The following is a 17,176-nucleotide window of genomic DNA, read 5'->3' on the forward strand; positions in this document are numbered from 1 at the left end:
GATTCAAGCCTGCGTTCGGCCAGCGTGGTTTAACGGGGCGCCTAAGATCAAAAGCAGATCAAGATCAAGATCAAGAGCGGCTCGCTTCGCATCGTGGTTACGGGTGGGAGCGACAGCGTTGTGTCGATATGTATGGACATCGGGGGCAAGACGAATCGTCGCACCGCCACGCCCTCATTTTGCTCGTCAGGCTCCCCCCTACCAACGCTCTTTCAACATCCGCAGTTCCAGATGCTGCAACAGCATGATGGTCTTGCCATCCACAATCTCCCCGCTGGCCACCATCCCCAACGCCTGCTCGAACCCCAGTTCCAGCACTTCGATGTCCTCGCCCTCTTCCGCCAGGCCGCCGCCGGCGCCAACCCGGTCGCCCGCCTGGTATTCGCCGGTAAAGAAGTGAATGCGCTCGGTCACCGACCCCGGGCTCATGAAGGCCGCATAGACTTTTTCGACATGCCCCACGCGGTAGCCGGTCTCTTCCTCGGCTTCCAGGCGGATGCGTTCTTCGGGACTGGCGTTGTCGAGCAACCCGGCCGCCGCTTCGATCAGGTAACCGGGGTAATCATTGACGAAAGTCGGCATGCGGAACTGGCGGATCAGCAGCACCGTGCGCTGCTCGCGGTTGTACAACAGGATGGTCGCACCGTTGCCCCGGTCATACACCTCGCGGGTCTGGGCTTGCCAACTGCCGTCGCGACGGCGCAGGTCGAAGCTGTATTTCTTCAAGAGGTACCAGTTGTCCGAAAGGGTTTCTTCGGCGGTGATGCGCACGGGGCTGTTGTCCATGGTCGGGCCTTTGCTCAAAGAAGCGGAGCATCGCGTGCAGGCCATGCAGCGTCAAGCCGGTTGCCCGGATGGGTCGCTGCAACACTTTGCAAGCAATCCTGCGTCACGGCCGTCGTATTAATTTTTGCTCTGCCCGGGCCATCTGGTACAACCCGAGCTTGGCTTTTGTACTGGAATCTTCATGTCAGCTTTTTCCATACCCCGCCGGGGCCTGCGCCGGTTTGTGCTGCTGTGCATGGCCCTGCTGATCGTCGGCCTGCCGGTCGGCTGCGCCGTGCTGCAACACAAGGAGCGCGAACTGGTGTTTCGCATCGAGCCGGGCACCGCAGGCTGGTACACCGGCCTGCCAAGCGCCGTGCAGGAGTTCGATATCAAGCCCGCCACGTTCAAATCCGGCCAGAATATCCATGGCTGGTGGTACCCGGCCGCGCGCAAGGATGCGCCTGCGATCCTCTATCTGCACGGCGTGCGCTGGAACCTCACCGGCCAGCTGTTTCGCATCGAACAGTTGCACGCCCTGGGCTATTCGGTGCTGGCCATCGACTATCGCGGTTTTGGCAAAAGCCAGGGCGACCTGCCTTCGGAAACCACGGTGTATGAAGACGCGCGCATCGCCTGGGAACGCTTTCAAACCTTGCAGCCGGACCCCGGTAAACGCCTGATCTACGGCCATTCCCTGGGTGGCGCGGTGGCCATCGACCTCGCGGCCGAGTTGAGCAGGCAGGTGCCGTTGCCGGTACGCGGGCTGGTAATCGAATCCACGTTCACGTCCCTGGGGGATGTCGCCACGGCCGTTGCCGATACCTCACTGCCGGTGCGCTGGTTGCTGTCGCAGAAATTCGATTCCATCGACAAGATGGCCGATATCCATATGCCATTGCTGGTGGTGCACGGCCTTGATGACCGCTACGTACCACCGCGTTTCAGCCAGCAGTTATTCGAAGCCGCGCAGGAACCCAAGCGGCTGTTACTGGTGCCGGGGGCCGGCCACAACAACAGCATGAGCCTGGCCGGGCGCAATTATGGCGTGGCGCTGGACAAGCTGATGCAAACGACGATGCCATCACCGGTGGTCAGCCACTCCACAGGCCGAGACGGTGACTCATAAACGCACTTTTCGGCACTGGCTTGGCCAAGGCCTGTCAAGCGCAAACCCTGCCCGTATTGGCCGTCATTGAAAGTTGATCAAATATTGATCGCAGGTTAAATCGCCAATGCTGCCGGGGCCTTGCAAAGTTATCCACAGAGATACCCACGGTTTTCGTGGACAACTCTTTTTACTTTTCCGTTTCTTTTTGCCCATCAAACGCCGTCAGGAAACGTGCCAGGCAGCAGGATCTCGCGATTCACATCACGTATATCGTTATAGCCACACAGCGCCATCGACACATCCAACTCACGGGCGATGATCTCCAGCGCTCTGGTCACGCCCGCTTCGCCCATCGCGCCCAAGCCATACAGATGCGGGCGTCCGATCATCGTGCCCCTGGCGCCCAGCGCCATGGCCTTGAGTACGTCCTGGCCGGAGCGAATGCCCCCATCGAGCCACACCTCTATCCGATTGCCCACCGCCTCCACAATCGCCGGCAATTGGCTGATGCTCGACGGCGCACCATCCAGCTGACGGCCCCCGTGGTTGCTCACCACCAACGCATCGGCGCCGGTATTGACCGCCAGGCGTGCGTCTTCCACATCGAGGATGCCCTTGATGATCAGCTTGCCGCCCCAGCACTTCTTGATCCACTCCACATCGTCCCAGCTCAAGCGCGGGTCAAATTGTTGGGCAGTCCACGCCGACAGCGAACTCATGTCGGCCACGCCCGTCACATGCCCGACGATATTGCCGAAACCACGACGCTGGGTGCCGAGCATGCCCATCACCCAGCGCGGCTTGGTCATCATGTTGAGGATGTTCGGCAGGGTCAGCCTGGGCGGCGCCGACAAGCCATTGATCAAATCCTTGTGACGCTGCCCGAGGATCTGCAGGTCCAGCGTCAACACCAACGCATCAACACCCGCCGCCTTGGCCCGCTCGATCAAGCGCTCGATAAACCCGCGATCGCGCATCACATACAACTGGAACCAGAAGGGCTGGCCGACGTGCTCGGCGATGTCTTCCAGCGAACAGATGCTCATGGTCGACAAGGTATAGCGCAGGCCAAAAGCCGCAGCGGCGCGCGCGGTGAGGATCTCGCCATCGGCGTGCTGCATGCCCGCAAGGCCGGTAGGTGCCAGCGCCACCGGCATGGCCATGTCCTGGCCAATCATGCTGGCGCGGATCGAACGTTCATCGATATTGCGCGCCACGCGTTGACGGAATTTGATACGGGCAAAATCGCTTTCATTGGCCCGGTAGGTGCTCTCAGTCCAGGAGCCGGAATCGGCGTAGTCGTAGAACATGCGGGGCACACGTTTTTGCGCAAGCTTGCGTAAGTCTTCGATGGTTGTGATCAACGACATCGGGTCACCTCTCCCTGAACTGAACCCAGAGAGTAACCGGCGATCGCCCAGGCAACCAGCCATTGCGTTTATCTCGCGAGCTGTACACGGCGGCGCCCTGCCCCGGCCCAGGTAAACCGGCGAGGCTTTTTTCAATCAGGTCGGGAGGTGCGACCGATGAAGGTCCAGCAGGTCCAGGGCATCGGCGATCGCATGGCCGCTGGCGGTGTTATCGAAGATGCACCAGGTGGGAATGCCCTCCTCCATCGACTGGCGCAACAACCGCGCATACGCCTGCACCCGCTCATGCCCATAAGCGCTGTGATAAATGCGAGGCGAGCCATGCAGGCGCCAATAATGCACGCCGTGCCAGGCATCGCCTGCGGCAATGACATCGGGGTCGGCGGTGACCCAGCCAATCTCCAGGGCTCGCAACAGACTCCCAGCCGCCAGCCAACTGGCATGGCGCGGCTCCAGCACTACGGCGCCGGCAAAACCCTGGCGCAGCGCCTCGAAAAAGGCGCGGGCAACCAGCGGTTCATAACTCAAGGACGGCGGCAGCTGAACCAGCAGGCAACCGAGCTTTTCGTGCAGTTGCAGGCATTGCGCGAGAAACTCGTTCAGGGCGCTGGCGCACTGCTGCAAGCGCAGCTCGTGGGTGATCCGCTTGGGCATCTTGACCGAAAAACGAAACCCCGCAGGCACCGAATCGCGCCAGCGCGCGTAGGTTTTCAGCAAGTGGGGCCGATAAAACGAACTGTTGATTTCCACCGCATTGAAACGCGAAGCGTAGCGCTGCAGATGCGTGCCTTGCCCAAGGAAGGCCGGCCAATGCTCGCGGGGCAGGCTCCAGCCAGCACAACCTATATACAGCGGTGCTGTCAAAACAGCACCGTGGCCGCATCGCGCATGAAAATCTCGATGGTCTTGGGCCCGACGCCGTCGAACTCACCCAGGCGCCTTTCGAACGCCTGGCGGTCGTCGCTGGCCTCAAGCATCCGGGTGATGCTGCCGCTGTAATCGGCATTGAGTTTTGCGCTCAGGTCCAACAGGCGCTGGGCCGTGGTTTCGTCGTAACGCACGTAATGCGCGCGCCCCAACATGGCGACCAGTTGCCGCGACGTGCAGTGCTGCAATTTACGCGGCGTGTCGCGGCCCTCCTCTTCAATGATCACCCTGTACGCCTGCGCGGCAATCGGCGCCTGAATGCGCTTGCCCATCAGGAAGCTGGCGATAAACCACTTGAACAGGCTGCTGTCATCGCCAGGCTTGAGCTCGATTCCCAGTTCCGACGCGCTGATGGAACGGGCCATGCTCACTGCCCCTTGCTGAGCTGTCCCTTGCTGAGCTTCTCATTGATCGCATCGGTCTGGCGCTCAAGGTCCTTGATCGAGGTCGGCGTCACCACTTTATCGATGGTTTCGGTCCTGGGGTTCGGACGTTCCAGGGACTGCCCTTTAGTGTCGTCGGCATTGCCCTTTTGTGCGTCTTCGGAACTGACGGGCGCGGGGGTTTTATCGGCGGGCTTGTGATCAGTCACGGTGCTATCTCCTGGTAATGACAGGTCACCCACAGTGGCGACCCTATGCAGCAGAACCCTGTGAATTTGGATTAGTTCAAGGAAATTGCCACGCTTGCCGTTCGGTCAATGCGTGCAAAAAAAATTTAAACCTTTTACCCGGGCGCCGGTTCAACAGTCTCGTAACGGCAACACGCCATTTCCAAGGAGAGACACCATGACGACTCGACTGATGAAACACATGGGCCTGACATTCGCGCTGGTTGCAGGCTCGATTTCCACCGCGATGGCCGCCACCTCCAACGACTTTGTCGAGAGCGCCGCCCAGGGCGGTATCACCGAGGTGGAAGCCGGCAAACTGGCGCTGGAAAAAAGCAGTTCGGCGGACGTGAAGACCTTCGCGCAGCACATGATTACCGACCATACCAAGGCCAACCAGGAACTGATGGCACTGGCGAAAAAACTCGATATCGAAGTACCGGATGACGCCGCCCTGACTGACAAGGCGAAGAAAGCCATCCTGGAAATGCGCGATGAATCGTTCGACAAGGCCTACGCCAACAACCAGGTGGACGCCCACGAGAAAACCGTCGCACTGTTCAAGAAGGAAGCAGAGTCCTCGGACAACGCCGAGTTGAAAGCTTTCGCCACCAAGACCCTGCCGACCCTTGAAGCACACCTGGAAAAAGCCAAGGCGCTGCAAGGCAAATACGCCCATTAATTCAGTTACCCAAACAGGAGACACCCGCTTATGAGTGCGCAACTCAACGGTAAGAAAATCCTGATCATCACCTCCAATACCGGCATCGAGCGCGATGAACTGCTCAAGCCTCTGCAAGCCCTGCGTGGTTTCGGCGCGACCGTGACGCACGCCTCCAGCAAAGGTGGCACTACCCAGACCTTCGTGGGCGATACGGAAAAGGACCAGACCGTGGAATCCGACGTGCAACTGTCGGACGTGGTCGGCAGCGACTTCGACGCGCTGGTCATCCCGGGCGGCACCGTCAATGCCGATACCCTGCGCCAGGATAGCGCCGCGCTGCGCTTGATCAGCGAGTTCGCCCAGGCCGGCAAGACCATCGCGGCCATCTGCCACGGCCCGTGGACGTTGATCGACGCGGGCGTGGTCAAAGGCAAGACCCTGACTGCGTTTAAAAGCGTGCGTATCGATCTGGAGAACGCTGGCGCCGCCAGTGTGGTCGACGCCCAGGTGAAGGAATGCAAGGCCAATGGCTGGACCTTGATCACCTCACGCACGCCGGACGATTTGCCGGCGTTCAATGAGGCGATTGCCCAGGCTGTTGCGGGTTGATCCGTCCACCGCAATAAAAACAGGCGCCCCATGGGGCGCCTGTTTTTTTAACTGAACGCTTCAGTGTTTACGTGGTTGCGCCATCTCGCGCTTGGGCCCGAACATCGCCCAGGCGATCAGCCCCAGCAGGGGTACGAAGATCAGCACCACCACCCATAAGCCCTTGGTCTCCCAGCCGCCGGTACTGCGCAACACGATGTTGATGGCCCACAGTTCCAACAGCAGCAGAATCACTGCCAGTACGATCCAGATATATTCAATTTGCATGCTTCACCTCCTGAAGTCTAAGGGTTAGGTCAAGCAAATGCGCCAGGGGTTCCATCGAATTGTTCAGCAACGCACTTCAACAGCGGCGGCGGTTGTGCGTTGTGCAATCCCGGCAACCCCCGATCATGCAAGCTGCACGACAACCACCCGACGGGTTGACGCCATCCATTTGATTTAAAACATAATTTACTGGCCTGAGAAGTTGGTACGCGTGATGCAATGAGCTTACTCACGAGGCGTGCGTTTCGACATGCCCGACCATTACCCGTGAGGTTCCACATGAATGCCATCGACCTTCTCAAAGCCGACCACGAACGCGTCAAGACCCTGCTGACCCAATTGAGCGAATCCACCGAACGCGGGGTGAAAAAACGCACCGACTTGCTGGCCAAGCTGGAGATGGAAATCACCCTGCACACCAAGCTGGAAGAAGAAATTCTCTACCCTGCTTTCAGAAAAGCCGGCGGCAAGGAACAAGACATCATGTACCACGAAGCCAAGGAAGAGCACCGCACCGTCGACTCATTGGTGCTGCCCGACCTGAAGCAGACCGACCCGTCCACCACCGAGTTTTCCGGTCGAGTCAAAGTGGTCAAGGAGCTGCTGGAGCACCATATCGAAGAAGAAGAAACCGAGATGTTTCCCGAGGCCAGGAAGCTTCTGGGCAAAGCGATGCTGGAGGAACTCGGGGCTGAAATGGAAGCGATGAAAGCAGCTCATAAAAAGGCCATGACGAGTAAACCAATGGCTGCGTAAGGCCTATTGGTCACGTTGTCTGCGCTTTGATTGGCGCAAGCGTCAGGGCCTGTTTACCGGCCCTGACGCCTTATCCTCAGCAACCAGGCCAGTCAAAATACGATTGCGACGGTAATAGCCCTGCATACGGGGCAGGCAAAGTAGTTCGAGATGTTGCTGGAAGACAGGCCAGCCCACCCCTTGTCGGAAAATTATCGGCTGACCGCCGTCCACTGCGCCTGACTGGCCGCCGAGGCCATCAAGCTGTTGACCGATCATGTGCCCATGGCCCCCAAACCGCGTAGGAACAGGTTCACCAGTACGCAGGAGTACAGGGCCCAGACGATCAGCGCCCGCTCGAGGCAGCTCGATTTCATCGCCGCGACCCTACCACCGAAGCCACAAAAGGATAGAGCGCAGCGCGCCCCTGTGGCAGAACGTCGCAGATTACGCGGGGGCCCAGGGTTGCTAGACTCTGCACCCTTCTCGTTACTCCTTTTCAAAGCCGGGTGGGCAACTCCAGAGCCATTCAGGCGTTTCACAGGATGCACAGTTGATGAGTACGTTATTCACCCGCCGCAAAGTGCTGACCGGCATGGGCCTGTTGGGCCTGGGCAGCCTGCTGGGCGGCTGTGACTACAGCCCCAAGCTGGATTTCAAGTACGGCAAGGACCTCAGTGACAAGATCATGGGGCGCACCTTCAAGCTCAAGAACACCGACGGCGAAACCGTCACCCTGAGCTCGTACCGTGGCCTGATGCCCGTGGTGTTCTTCGGCTTCACCCAGTGCCCGGCGGTCTGCCCGACCACCCTGGCGCGCGCCGCCCAGGCGAAGAAGCTGATGGGCCGCGACGGTGAAATCATGCAGGTGGTGTTCATCACCCTGGACCCCGAGCGCGACACCCCCGAGATACTCGATAAATACGTCAAGGCCTTCGACCCCAGCTTCGAAGCCCTGTATGGCACCCCGGAAGAAATCGCCGTGGCCGCCAAGGAATTCGGGATCTTTTATGAAAAGATCCCCGCCGGCGACACCTACACCCTGTCCCACACCGCCACCAGTTTCGTGTTCGATACCCGTGGCAACCTGCGCCTTGGCTTGCAGGCATCCCTTACCGCTAAAGAGTGCGCAGAAGACCTGCTCACCGTCATGGAGGTCTGCTAATGACTGCCGTTCAACACCTCAAGCGTCTCACCCTCGGCCTCACCCTGCTCGGCCTCGCCGCCCACGCCAGCGCCCAGGTGCAAGTGAGCGACGCCTGGGTACGTGCCACCGTGCCCGGCCAACCGTCCAGCGGCGCCTTCATGACCGTCACCGCCGACAGCGACAGCCAATTGCTGCGCGTGTCTTCACCAGTGGCCAAAGACGTGCAGATCCATGAAATGAGCATGAAAGACGACGTGATGCGCATGGGCCCGGTGGACTCGGTAGCCCTGCCCGCAGGCAAAGCCGTCAAGCTCGACCCGAATGGCTACCACGTGATGCTGATGGGCCTGACCGGCCAGATCAAAGAAGGCGACCAGGTGCCGCTGACCCTTACGGTAAAAGACGCCAAGGGCACCGAGCAGACCATCGAAGTGGAAGCGCCAGCGCGTGGTTTGGATGGGATGGATCATAGCCACATGGACCATAGCAAGATGCACTGAGGGGCGAACTCTCTGACACCAGGATGAACGCTATCGCACGCTCAATGGGTTCGGTTCGCAACCACTCGTGCAAAACCTGACCGATGGGGAAGGTTGGCGCCATGGTGGTTGCACTGCAGCTGGAAGCGGGCATGATCTGGCTGAACCGTCGACCGCTCGTTATGGTCCCAACCCGTACGCTCATCGTTACAGGAAACCATCCATGACCCTGCCCCAAGAAATGACCCTGATCGAAATCACCGCTCCCGGCGGCCCCGACGTGCTGCAGCCGCGTCGCGCAGACGTGCCGGTGGCCGGCCCCGGCGAGATCCTGATTCGCGTGCATGCCGCCGGGGTCAACCGTCCCGACGCCCTGCAACGTGCCGGCAAATACCCGATGAAACCCGGCATGAGCCCGATCCCCGGCCTGGAAGTGGCCGGTGAAGTGGTGGCGCTGGGCGAAGGCGTGCATCAATACGAACTCGGCGACAAGGTCTGCGCACTGACCAATGGCGGCGGCTATGCGCAGTTCTGCGCGGTGCCGGCCAGCCAGGCGCTGCCGATTCCCGAAGGCATGGACTGGATTCAAGCGGCGGCCGTGCCGGAGACCTTCTTCACCGTCTGGGCCAACCTGTTCGGTCTCGGCGGCGCCTGCAACGGCCAGCGCGCGCTGATCCACGGCGGCACCAGCGGTATCGGCACCACCGCCCTGATGCTCTGCCGGGAATTCGGTATCGAGGCATTCGCCACCGCCGGCAGCGCCGATAAATGCGCGGCGATCGCCAAGCTCGGGGCGCAGCCGATCAATTATCGCGAAGAGGATTTTGCCCAGGTCATCGCCGAGAAAACTGCAGGTAAAGGCGTCGATGTGATTCTCGACATCATGGGTGCCTCCTACCTCAACAACAACCTCAAGGCCCTGGGCATGGACGGCCACCTGGTGATACTGGGCTTCCTCGGTGGCGCCAAGGCCAATGAGGTGGACCTGCTGACCATACTCGGCAAACGTGCGGTCATCACCGGTTCCCTGCTACGCGCACGCACCCGCGAAGAAAAGGCCGCCATCGCCGAGCAGTTGCGTGAACACATTTGGCCGGTGCTGAGCGAAGGGCGTTGCCTGCCGATCATCGACAAGGTGTACGAATACACCGACGCCGCCCAGGCTCACGCCCGCATGGAAGGTGGCGACCATATCGGCAAGATTGTGCTGCGAGTCGAATAAACCAGACAGCTCCCTGTGGCGAGTGAGCTTGCTCCCGCTGAAGCATAGGTATCTACACAACTCTGTAGCCCCCAACCGTAATCACGATGCGAAGCGAGTCGCTCTGGCTCTGGCTTTTGATCTGCTTTTGATCTCAGGCGCCCCGTTAAACCACGCTGGCCGAACGCAGGCTTGAATCCGTGGGTAACCCGGCAGGACGCCGGGTTAGCCGCACTGGGCCAGGGATGGCCCATTGCGGCGGCCCACGGATTCAAGCCGGAGAGAGAGCACACCGAGCCCAAGCGAGGTGCCGAGTGGTGGGGCAAGAGCCCTTTGGTTACTTTGGGGCTTTTCCAAAGTGACCCGCCGTCAGGGCGGAACCCTAAGTGGCCGTGACCGCAGAAACGGATATGTACTCGGTCTGATCCAACATCCTGGTCGGCCCTGAGGCCGTCATCGGGGGCAAGCCCCCTCCCACATTTGGATTGTGGAGCATCCGTAAATAGTCATAGGCTGACGAGTAGCCACGGGGAGCAAGTCGAATCGTCGCACCGCCCCTCCCACATTTGGACCTCGGAGCGTCAGGTAGATACGCGTTAGCTCCCTCGCCACAGGGTAGCTGTCGAACTCAGCCTGGTTGAACATATTCCGGATAATCCACATACCCCGCCTCGGTCCCGCCATACAACCCCTCAGCCTTCAACGCATTCAACGGCCAGCCATTGAAGATTCGCTGCGGCAGGTCCGGGTTGGCAATGAACGGCCGGCCGAATGCAATCAGGTCCGCCAGCCCGGCGTCCACCAGTTTTGCGCCACGTTCGGCGGTGTAGCGGCCGGCATAGATGACGCGTCCGCTGAAGGTGCTGCGCACGGCCTGGCGGAAGCTGTCCGGCAGGTCGGGAGCATTGTCCCAGTCGGCTTCGGCGATGGAGACATAGGCGATCCCCGACTGCTCCAGCACCTTGATCGCTTCGATATAGGTGTGGTGCGGGTCTTCTTCCACCAGGCCGATGTAGACACGCTCCTGATCGGTGCCACTGAACAACGGCGAAAAACGCACGCCGACGCGCTCAGGGCCGACTACGCGGCACACGGCTTCGACGATTTCGCGCAAAAAGCGCAGGCGATTGTCCAGCGTGCCACCGTATTCATCATCGCGCTGGTTGGAATGGGCCGAGATGAACTGGTTGACCAGGTAACCGTTGGCCGAATGAATCTCCACCCCGTCGAAGCCGGCGTCCAGGGCATTGCGCGCCGCCTGTGCGTAGTGGCCGACCAGTTCCTCGATCTCCAGCACCGTCAGGGCGCGGGGGACCGGCGGTTGTTTGAGCTCACCGGAACCGGGCGCCGTTTCGATAAAGGCCTTGGCCTGCAGGGCCTGGATGGCCGAGGGGGCGACCGGTGCGGCGCCGTCGGGTTGCAAGGCATTGTGGGACACACGGCCCACATGCCACAGCTGGGCGAAGATCACGCCGCCCTCGGCATGCACCGCCTCGGTGACCTTGCGCCAGCCGTCGATCTGCGCCGGCGTGTAGATCCCCGGCGTCCACGCGTAACCCTGGCCGCGAGGCTCGATCTGGGTGCCCTCGCTGACCATGAAACCGGCGCTGGCGCGTTGACGGTAGTACGTGGCCATCAAGTCGGTGGCGATATCGCCCGGTTGTGCGCTGCGCTGGCGGGTCAGGGGCGGCAGCACGATGCGGTTGTTCAGGGTGTGATGCCCCAGTTTTACGGGGGTGTTCAACGGATGAGCCATGGGGATATTCCAAATTCAGGACGAGCGAAAACACTGGCGACTCTTGCGAGCCGCCACATGCATCAATCGGTGGGGTTAAGTCGGTGGGGTTAAGTTAAGCGGTGAGGTTCAACAGGGCCTTGGCCACTTCACTGGAGCTGCCGGGGTTCTGCCCCGTCACCAGCAGACCATCGACAATCACGAACGACTGCCAATCGGCGCCCTTCTCGTACTTGCCGCCCAGTTTCTTGAATTCATCTTCCACCAGGAACGGCACGACGTCAGTCAGGCCCACGGCGGCTTCTTCCGAGTTGGAGAACCCCGTGACGCGACGGCCCTTGACCAAGGGCTCGCCGTTGACCGCCTTGACGTGACGCAAGGCGCCCGGTGCGTGGCAGACCAACCCGACAGGCTTGCCGGCACGCTCGAACGACTCGATCAGCGCGATGGACACCGGCGACTCGGCCAGGTCCCACAGCGGGCCGTGGCCGCCCGGGTAGAACACGGTGTCGAAGTCATCGGCGTTGACCGCGTCCAATTTCACCGTAGTGGCAAGGGCCTGCTGCGCGGCAGGGTCGGCGTTGAAGCGATGGGTCTGTTCGGTCTGGGCATCGGGCTGATCGCTGACCGGGTCCAGCGGCGGCTGGCCACCGGCAGGCGATGCCAGCACCACCTCGGCGCCGGCGTCCTTGAACGCGTAATAGGGAGCGGCAAACTCTTCGAGCCAGAAGCCGGTCTTGCGGCCGGTATCGCCCAGCTGGTCGTGAGAGGTCAGTACCATTAATACTTTCATTTTCCAGTGCCTCGATCGTGGTGAATAGCAGGGTTTTCGGGGTGGCCCAACAACTGTCGGGTCAGGCCCAGCGCCTCATCGAACGGCGCGGTGGTACGGGTGATCTTGCCCATGACGCTGGTCCCCAGCCACAACGCATACAGGCGTCGGGCCAGGCTTTCGGCAGGTTGCTCAAGCATCAGCGAGCCGTCTTGCTCGCCGTGCCGCAGCGCCATGGCGAGCAACTCGATGGTGCGTGACGTGCCGCGCTGCAATGCCAGGCGCATCGGCTCTGAAAGGTCTGACACCTCGGCGCCGAGTTTGACGGCAAGGCATTTGCCGGCGTCGGTGCAGCCGGTGTGGTTGTCGATCCAGCCCTGCCAGTAGCGCATCAGCCTGGCGTAGTGGGACACGCCCGGCTGGCTGAACAGCTGCTGCATGCCCTCGATGTAGTGATCGAAGTAGGTATCGAGCAGCACCACCCCGAACGCGTCCTTGGAGGTGAAGTAGTGATAAAACGAGCCCTTGGGCACCTCGGCGGCTTGCAGGATTTCGTTCAACCCCACCGCAGAAAATCCCTTGGCGCCGACAATCGCTTGTGCACTGTCAAGAATGGTCTGCCGTGCGCTTCTGGTTTGGCTATGCATGCTTGGCCCCTTGCGATTAGACCAGTCGTCTAGTTCGTTGGGGCAATGTTAGGGACCGGGGCGCAGGCTCACAATGTCATATCCGCAAGGATTCCGGACATTCGCCACCGGCAGTTGCCGTTTATCCGGTACGCGCCGACAATCCTCCCTCCCGCGCCCCTTGGAGAATAACGATGCACAGCGTTGCGCTGATGGTTTACCCGAACTTCCAGTCCCTGAGCCTCAGCCTGGGCTCGGTGTTCGAGTGCGCCAACCTGCTGCGAGGCGAGCCTGCCTATGCCTTTCATCTGGTGTCGGAAAGCGGCGGCGCCGTCATGACGTCCCAGGGGTTTTCGGTGAACACCACGGCGATTCGTCCCGAGGGCTATGACACGCTGATCGTCAGCGGCTACCTGGAGTTTCGCCTGCCGGAAGCCAATCTGCTGGAGATGGTCAAGGCGGCTTCTGCGCAATCGCGCCGCGTGGCCTCGCTGTGCATGGGCATTTTCGTGCTGGCCGAAGCGGGTTTGCTCGACGGCAAGCGCACCACCACCCACTGGATCCACGCGCCGGCGTTTCGCAAGCGCTACCCGCATATTCGCCTGGAAGACGACAAGTTATTCGTGGTGGACGGCCAAGTGTGGACCGGCGCCGGCATGAGCGCCGGGGTCGACCTGGCACTGGCGATGGTGGAGAACGACCTGGGCAGTGACCTGGCCCGGCGCATCGCCCGCAAGCTGGTGATCGCACAGCGGCGCGGCAGTGAACAATCGCAACTGTCAGCCCTGCTCGAACTGGACCCCAAGTCCGATCGTGTGCAACTGGCCCTGGCCTACGCCCGGGAAAACCTCACCCACGACCTGTCGGTGGACGCCCTGGCCGAGGTCGCCCGCCTCAGCCCGCGCCAATTCAGCCGGGTGTTTCGCGAAGAAACCGGGCAGACGCCGGCCAAGGCCATCGAAGCGCTGCGCGTGGAAGCGGCACGGGCCATGATGGAAACCAGTCGCCACCCGGTTGAAGTCGTGGCCCGCGAAACCGGGTTCGGTGATCGCGAGCGCATGCGCCAGGCGTTTCTCAGGGCGTTCGGGCAACCGCCGCAGGCGATGCAGCAGATGCTCTGCGGGCGGGGCCAATAATCGATCAATGCAGTGAAGCGTGGGTAATCAGGTAGCTCATCAGGTGCGGCTCATCATCCAGCTCCAGGGTCTGCACCGGACGCGGCAGGTTATCCAGCACCGTGCGCCAGAACGCCTGGGACACTTCGTCCTGATCAAAAAAACGCACCAGCCAATTGTCCTCCCCGCTGCACAGCACCTGGGTGGCGATGGCGCGGCCGATGCCTTTGCGGCGGTAGCGCTTGAGGATGAACAGGTCGGCCAGTTCCAGGGCGTCGATGCCCGGCAATTCGCTGCCTTCGATCAGCAGGAAGCCGGCGATATAACCGTCCACCAGTAACAGATTGGCGCTCCACTGTGGGTCTTGCCAATAGCGGGTCAGGTGCTCGTCGTGGATGTAGAAACGGCCATCGGCCTCGACGTCTTCCTGTTCCCAGTCCGAAGACTCATAGGCGTAGTACTGGTAGAGATTGCGGATCAGCTCGGCGTGTTCAGGGCCGGTCTGGATCAATTCAACGGTGGTTTCAGGCATGGGGCTCTCAGTGAAAAAACGCAGGGCGCCATTGTTCACAAAAGCGCTGGCCAGCGCCAATACATTGCCCAACCTTTCTATTGGCTGAACCGATTGCAGATAGCGACCGCCCAGGCCGAAATCCTGAAACATTTAGAATAAACTTCGCCGGTTATCCCTTTTTTCAAGGACTTGTATTTTGACTAACGTCTGCTCCGCCGGCCTGGATGTGGGGTTCGCCTCCCTGGATTACCTGCAGATTTTCATCCTGGGGGTGATCCAGGGCATTACCGAGCTGCTGCCGGTGTCGTCCACCGCCCATATGCGCGTAGTACCCGCCCTGCTCGGCTGGCAAGACCCGGGCTCGGCGTTTTCCGCAGCGATGCAGTTGGCGGCCCTGGCGGCGGTGGTGAGCTATTTCTGGCGCGATGTGCAGCAAGTGACCACCGGCAGCATCAGTGCCGTACGCCGGGGTGACTACAACGACCGCTGGTTCAAGCTGGCAGTGGCGATTGTGCTGGCGACGATCCCGATCTGCATTGCCGGCCTGGCGCTGTCCTCGACCTTGAATAGCTGCAACTCGCCGCTACGCGGGCTGATGGTGATCGGGATTGCCTGTGTGGTAATGGCGGTGTTGCTGGCAGCGGCTGAATTGNCCCGCCACACCCGCGACGTGAGCCAGATGCGTTTGCGCGATGCGCTGATCGTCGGGGTCGCGCAGATTGGCGCGTTGATCCCCGGCGTATCGCGTTCGGGCTCGACCTTGACCGCAGCACTGTTCCTGAACTTCAAACGCGAAGAAGCCGCACGGTTCTCGTTCCTGCTGGGCCTGCCCGCCATTGCCCTGGCCGGTTTGAAAGAACTGTGGGTGCTGCTGCACACCGACATGCCCGCCCATGCCTGGCCGCATTTGATCTTCGGCCTGGTGGTGGCGAGCATATCGGCATTCTTCGCCATCTGGGGCCTGATGAAGTTTCTGGAACGCTTCTCCACCTGGCCGTTCGTGATCTACCGCGCGCTGCTGGGGGTGTTTTTGATCGTGGCGGTCAGCACCGGCTTGCTGGCCTGATGCTACGTTGTCGCCAGTGAGTGGTCCCACACCTGGCGAATCAGCGCCTTGAGCTTCAGCGCCTCGGCCCAGCGATCACTGAGCTCTCGGCCGTCCGCGCCGGTGATCGCGTAAGGCGGCGGGCCGAGTTCGCAGGTGAACGACAGGCTTCGCGGCGTCTCTGGGCGGGCCAGCCAATCCTCGATCCCGTAGCGCCACCATCCGGTAAATCGCTCTACCCACGGCTGATGCTGCGGGAAATCCAGCGCCACCTGCACCTGTTCACTGCTGGCCACGCGACCATGAAAGCCCCAGCTACGGCGCAGGATGGTACGTATGTGCTCATCGTCATCGGCGTCGCCGGGCTCGGGCAATTCGCGCCCGACCACGTAGTGGGACAGATCGGCCAGCAGTTTCAAGTCAGGCATTTGCGCCAGCAGGTCGAGGGTGAACAGCAGATCACTGGTCAGACGATAACGGTGGGTTTCCAGCAGAATCGGAAAATCCACCTGCTCGGCCAGGCGTTGCCAGCCCTCGATCAACCGGCCCGCCTCGGCCTGGGTACGCGGACGCACGTCGGCTTGCAGGGTCAGGTGGTGACAGCCATGACGGTTGATCACCTCCAGGGCGCGCGCCAGGTCGTCCACCGTCTGCGGGAACAGTTGGCCTTCGATCTGCAAGCCGCGGGCGGCGGTAGCTGCGTACAGGCGTGCAACTGCGTCGGCCTGCCAGTAGTGGTCGGTGACGCCATCGAAACCGGCGGCGGCGATGCGATCCAGTTGCGCCTCGAGCGGGCCGGGTTCGGTGTGCATCGCCCATAAGGATTGAAATACCAGCAAGTGGCGCATATCAGCCTCGCAGCCATTGTTTGAGAGAAATAGCCGGATCCGCCAGGGCAGCCGATGACAACGGCACACGGGCGGCGATCAGGCGTTCGCACAGCTTGATGTCCCTGGCCACGCGGTTGCCCGGCGCCCAACCGCAGGCGCCCTGCAAATGTCCGTTGTCATCCAGATAGAACAGCAGCAGGCCGCCATCGGGCAGGTGCCGGCTGACCGTGCTCGGCGTCATCACACCGACGGTCTGCAAGCCCCAGTCATACTGGTCGGACCAGAACCCCGGCACGGCCTCGAAAGGCAATGCGCGGCCCAGCAGATTCAAGGCGGCATGCCGCCCCTGAGCCTCGGCGTTGCGCCAGGTTTCCTGGCGCTGGTAAAGCCCGCCAAGACGGAACTCACAGACGTCCCCCGCCGCGTAGATTTTCGCCGCGCTGGTGCGCAACTGCGCGTCGACACGAATGCCCTGCCCCACGTCCAGCCCGGCCGCCGCAGCCAGTTCGATATTGGGTTGCATGCCGATACCGACCACCACCAGGTCGCACGGCAGCGTGTGCCCATCCACCAGGCGTACAGCGTCGGCCTCGATCGACGCCACGGCGACATTCAAGCGCACGTCCACGCCTTGCTCACGGTGCAACGCCAGCA

21 protein-coding genes and 1 pseudogene are annotated in these 17,176 nt (G+C 61.3%); 9 read left to right on the forward strand and 13 right to left on the reverse strand.

Annotated features, from left to right (window positions below; all coding sequences use genetic code 11):
• Window positions 1-198: 198 nt before the first annotated feature.
• Window positions 199-786 carry an NUDIX domain-containing protein gene (locus BFP90_RS14600; protein ID WP_065884722.1) on the reverse strand — a complete coding sequence of 196 codons (588 nt, stop codon included), beginning with the start codon at window positions 784-786 and terminating at the stop codon, window positions 199-201.
• A gap of 181 nt (window positions 787-967) precedes the next feature.
• Here BFP90_RS14600 and BFP90_RS14605 point away from each other — a divergent pair, with 181 nt between their 5' ends.
• Window positions 968-1,894, forward strand: coding sequence for an alpha/beta hydrolase (locus BFP90_RS14605; protein ID WP_065894251.1), 927 nt, complete (start codon window positions 968-970; stop codon window positions 1,892-1,894).
• A 194-nt stretch (window positions 1,895-2,088) separates the two neighbouring features.
• Here BFP90_RS14605 and BFP90_RS14610 read toward each other — a convergent pair whose 3' ends face one another.
• The 4 genes from BFP90_RS14610 to BFP90_RS14625 all read right to left on the reverse strand — a co-directional run bounded on the left by BFP90_RS14610 (window position 2,089) and on the right by BFP90_RS14625 (window position 4,765).
• Entirely contained in the window at window positions 2,089-3,246 is a 1,158-nt protein-coding gene (locus tag BFP90_RS14610) for an alpha-hydroxy acid oxidase (RefSeq protein WP_065897153.1), read from the reverse strand.
• Between the two features lie 135 nt (window positions 3,247-3,381).
• Window positions 3,382-4,110, reverse strand: a complete 729-nt coding sequence (locus tag BFP90_RS14615) for a DUF72 domain-containing protein (protein ID WP_141688964.1) — start codon at window positions 4,108-4,110, stop codon at window positions 3,382-3,384.
• The gene (locus tag BFP90_RS14620; RefSeq protein WP_065894246.1) at window positions 4,107-4,538 is read right to left on the reverse strand and encodes a DNA methylase; all 432 of its coding nucleotides are present in this window, start codon (window positions 4,536-4,538) and stop codon (window positions 4,107-4,109) included. Before BFP90_RS14620 ends, BFP90_RS14615 begins: the two co-directional genes overlap by 4 nt.
• Window positions 4,539-4,540: 2 nt before the next feature.
• Window positions 4,541-4,765 carry a hypothetical protein gene (locus BFP90_RS14625; RefSeq protein WP_065894245.1) on the reverse strand — a complete coding sequence of 75 codons (225 nt, stop codon included), beginning with the start codon at window positions 4,763-4,765 and terminating at the stop codon, window positions 4,541-4,543.
• Between the two features lie 196 nt (window positions 4,766-4,961).
• Between BFP90_RS14625 and BFP90_RS14630 the strand changes: the two genes are divergently transcribed.
• Together BFP90_RS14630 and BFP90_RS14635 are read left to right on the forward strand one after the other, a co-directional pair.
• On the forward strand, window positions 4,962-5,465 hold the full coding sequence (locus BFP90_RS14630; protein ID WP_065884728.1) for a DUF4142 domain-containing protein: 504 nt from the start codon (window positions 4,962-4,964) through the stop codon (window positions 5,463-5,465).
• Between the two features lie 30 nt (window positions 5,466-5,495).
• Window positions 5,496-6,056 (forward strand): type 1 glutamine amidotransferase domain-containing protein, encoded by a 561-nt coding sequence (locus tag BFP90_RS14635; RefSeq protein WP_065897155.1) that lies wholly within the window; start codon window positions 5,496-5,498, stop codon window positions 6,054-6,056.
• Between the two features lie 60 nt (window positions 6,057-6,116).
• Here the strand turns inward: BFP90_RS14635 and BFP90_RS14640 are convergent, their stop codons facing one another.
• On the reverse strand, window positions 6,117-6,323 hold the full coding sequence (locus tag BFP90_RS14640; RefSeq protein WP_065884730.1) for a PLD nuclease N-terminal domain-containing protein: 207 nt from the start codon (window positions 6,321-6,323) through the stop codon (window positions 6,117-6,119).
• A 279-nt stretch (window positions 6,324-6,602) separates the two neighbouring features.
• Between BFP90_RS14640 and BFP90_RS14645 the strand changes: the two genes are divergently transcribed.
• Window positions 6,603-7,079 carry a hemerythrin domain-containing protein gene (locus BFP90_RS14645; protein ID WP_065884731.1) on the forward strand — a complete coding sequence of 159 codons (477 nt, stop codon included), beginning with the start codon at window positions 6,603-6,605 and terminating at the stop codon, window positions 7,077-7,079.
• A 95-nt stretch (window positions 7,080-7,174) separates the two neighbouring features.
• On the opposite strand, the pseudogene BFP90_RS29210 reads toward BFP90_RS14645, so the two are convergent.
• Window positions 7,175-7,435 (reverse strand): annotated as a pseudogene (locus tag BFP90_RS29210) (DUF2946 domain-containing protein); the annotation flags it as partial.
• Window positions 7,436-7,614: 179 nt separating this feature from the next.
• Between BFP90_RS29210 and BFP90_RS14650 the strand changes: the two are divergent.
• The 3 genes from BFP90_RS14650 (at window position 7,615) to BFP90_RS14660 (ending at window position 9,906) form a co-directional block, all read left to right on the forward strand.
• Window positions 7,615-8,223: an SCO family protein gene (locus tag BFP90_RS14650; protein WP_065894241.1), complete on the forward strand. Its 609-nt coding sequence runs from the start codon at window positions 7,615-7,617 to the stop codon at window positions 8,221-8,223.
• On the forward strand, window positions 8,223-8,705 hold the full coding sequence (locus BFP90_RS14655) for a copper chaperone PCu(A)C (protein ID WP_065897157.1): 483 nt from the start codon (window positions 8,223-8,225) through the stop codon (window positions 8,703-8,705). Before BFP90_RS14650 ends, BFP90_RS14655 begins: the two co-directional genes overlap by 1 nt.
• Before the next feature lie 202 nt (window positions 8,706-8,907).
• Window positions 8,908-9,906 (forward strand): NAD(P)H-quinone oxidoreductase, encoded by a 999-nt coding sequence (locus tag BFP90_RS14660; protein WP_065884735.1) that lies wholly within the window; start codon window positions 8,908-8,910, stop codon window positions 9,904-9,906.
• A gap of 607 nt (window positions 9,907-10,513) precedes the next feature.
• On the opposite strand, the gene BFP90_RS14665 is transcribed toward BFP90_RS14660, so the two are convergent.
• From BFP90_RS14665 to BFP90_RS14675, 3 genes are all read right to left on the reverse strand, one after another.
• Complete coding sequence (locus BFP90_RS14665; RefSeq protein ID WP_065897159.1) at window positions 10,514-11,641, reverse strand: alkene reductase; 1,128 nt, start codon at window positions 11,639-11,641, stop codon at window positions 10,514-10,516.
• A 94-nt stretch (window positions 11,642-11,735) separates the two neighbouring features.
• Window positions 11,736-12,413, reverse strand: coding sequence for a type 1 glutamine amidotransferase domain-containing protein (locus BFP90_RS14670; protein ID WP_065884738.1), 678 nt, complete (start codon window positions 12,411-12,413; stop codon window positions 11,736-11,738).
• Window positions 12,410-13,039 carry a TetR/AcrR family transcriptional regulator gene (locus BFP90_RS14675; RefSeq protein ID WP_065894233.1) on the reverse strand — a complete coding sequence of 210 codons (630 nt, stop codon included), beginning with the start codon at window positions 13,037-13,039 and terminating at the stop codon, window positions 12,410-12,412. Before BFP90_RS14675 ends, BFP90_RS14670 begins: the two co-directional genes overlap by 4 nt.
• A gap of 173 nt (window positions 13,040-13,212) precedes the next feature.
• Here BFP90_RS14675 and BFP90_RS14680 point away from each other — a divergent pair, with 173 nt between their 5' ends.
• Window positions 13,213-14,154 carry a GlxA family transcriptional regulator gene (locus BFP90_RS14680; protein ID WP_065897161.1) on the forward strand — a complete coding sequence of 314 codons (942 nt, stop codon included), beginning with the start codon at window positions 13,213-13,215 and terminating at the stop codon, window positions 14,152-14,154.
• A gap of 4 nt (window positions 14,155-14,158) precedes the next feature.
• Here BFP90_RS14680 and BFP90_RS14685 read toward each other — a convergent pair whose 3' ends face one another.
• Window positions 14,159-14,797 carry a GNAT family N-acetyltransferase gene (locus tag BFP90_RS14685; RefSeq protein ID WP_065894227.1) on the reverse strand — a complete coding sequence of 213 codons (639 nt, stop codon included), beginning with the start codon at window positions 14,795-14,797 and terminating at the stop codon, window positions 14,159-14,161.
• A 46-nt stretch (window positions 14,798-14,843) separates the two neighbouring features.
• On the opposite strand from BFP90_RS14685, the gene BFP90_RS14690 reads away from it, so the two are divergent.
• Window positions 14,844-15,713 carry an undecaprenyl-diphosphate phosphatase gene (locus BFP90_RS14690; protein ID WP_065897163.1) on the forward strand — a complete coding sequence of 290 codons (870 nt, stop codon included), beginning with the start codon at window positions 14,844-14,846 and terminating at the stop codon, window positions 15,711-15,713.
• 2 nt (window positions 15,714-15,715) lie between these two features.
• Here BFP90_RS14690 and BFP90_RS14695 read toward each other — a convergent pair whose 3' ends face one another.
• The gene (locus BFP90_RS14695) at window positions 15,716-16,540 is read right to left on the reverse strand and encodes a sugar phosphate isomerase/epimerase family protein (RefSeq protein ID WP_065897164.1); all 825 of its coding nucleotides are present in this window, start codon (window positions 16,538-16,540) and stop codon (window positions 15,716-15,718) included.
• Between the two features lies 1 nt (window position 16,541).
• A partial coding sequence (locus BFP90_RS14700; RefSeq protein WP_176718042.1) for an FAD-dependent oxidoreductase occupies window positions 16,542-17,176 on the reverse strand: 635 nt, incomplete at its 5' end.

It is taken from the genome of Pseudomonas sp. 24 E 13 (assembly GCF_900004715.1).
GTDB lineage: Bacteria > Pseudomonadota > Gammaproteobacteria > Pseudomonadales > Pseudomonadaceae > Aquipseudomonas > Aquipseudomonas orientalis_A.

Excerpts from the sequence above, each read along its gene's own strand:
- BFP90_RS14670 (WP_065884738.1), bottom strand. The coding sequence starts at position 12,413 with ATGAAAGTATTAATGGTACTGACCTCTCACGACCAGCTGGGCGATACC.
- BFP90_RS14605 (WP_065894251.1), top strand. The coding sequence starts at position 968 with ATGTCAGCTTTTTCCATACCCCGCCGGGGCCTGCGCCGGTTTGTGCTG.
- BFP90_RS14655 (WP_065897157.1), top strand. The coding sequence starts at position 8,223 with ATGACTGCCGTTCAACACCTCAAGCGTCTCACCCTCGGCCTCACCCTG.
- BFP90_RS14695 (WP_065897164.1), bottom strand. The coding sequence starts at position 16,540 with ATGCGCCACTTGCTGGTATTTCAATCCTTATGGGCGATGCACACCGAA.
- BFP90_RS14680 (WP_065897161.1), top strand. The coding sequence starts at position 13,213 with ATGCACAGCGTTGCGCTGATGGTTTACCCGAACTTCCAGTCCCTGAGC.
- BFP90_RS14660 (WP_065884735.1), top strand. The coding sequence starts at position 8,908 with ATGACCCTGCCCCAAGAAATGACCCTGATCGAAATCACCGCTCCCGGC.
- BFP90_RS14645 (WP_065884731.1), top strand. The coding sequence starts at position 6,603 with ATGAATGCCATCGACCTTCTCAAAGCCGACCACGAACGCGTCAAGACC.
- BFP90_RS14620 (WP_065894246.1), bottom strand. The coding sequence starts at position 4,538 with ATGGCCCGTTCCATCAGCGCGTCGGAACTGGGAATCGAGCTCAAGCCT.
- BFP90_RS14665 (WP_065897159.1), bottom strand. The coding sequence starts at position 11,641 with ATGGCTCATCCGTTGAACACCCCCGTAAAACTGGGGCATCACACCCTG.
- BFP90_RS14650 (WP_065894241.1), top strand. The coding sequence starts at position 7,615 with ATGAGTACGTTATTCACCCGCCGCAAAGTGCTGACCGGCATGGGCCTG.
- BFP90_RS14640 (WP_065884730.1), bottom strand. The coding sequence starts at position 6,323 with ATGCAAATTGAATATATCTGGATCGTACTGGCAGTGATTCTGCTGCTG.
- BFP90_RS14675 (WP_065894233.1), bottom strand. The coding sequence starts at position 13,039 with ATGCATAGCCAAACCAGAAGCGCACGGCAGACCATTCTTGACAGTGCA.
- BFP90_RS14635 (WP_065897155.1), top strand. The coding sequence starts at position 5,496 with ATGAGTGCGCAACTCAACGGTAAGAAAATCCTGATCATCACCTCCAAT.
- BFP90_RS14600 (WP_065884722.1), bottom strand. The coding sequence starts at position 786 with ATGGACAACAGCCCCGTGCGCATCACCGCCGAAGAAACCCTTTCGGAC.
- BFP90_RS14685 (WP_065894227.1), bottom strand. The coding sequence starts at position 14,797 with ATGTTTCAGGATTTCGGCCTGGGCGGTCGCTATCTGCAATCGGTTCAG.
- BFP90_RS14610 (WP_065897153.1), bottom strand. The coding sequence starts at position 3,246 with ATGTCGTTGATCACAACCATCGAAGACTTACGCAAGCTTGCGCAAAAA.
- BFP90_RS14630 (WP_065884728.1), top strand. The coding sequence starts at position 4,962 with ATGACGACTCGACTGATGAAACACATGGGCCTGACATTCGCGCTGGTT.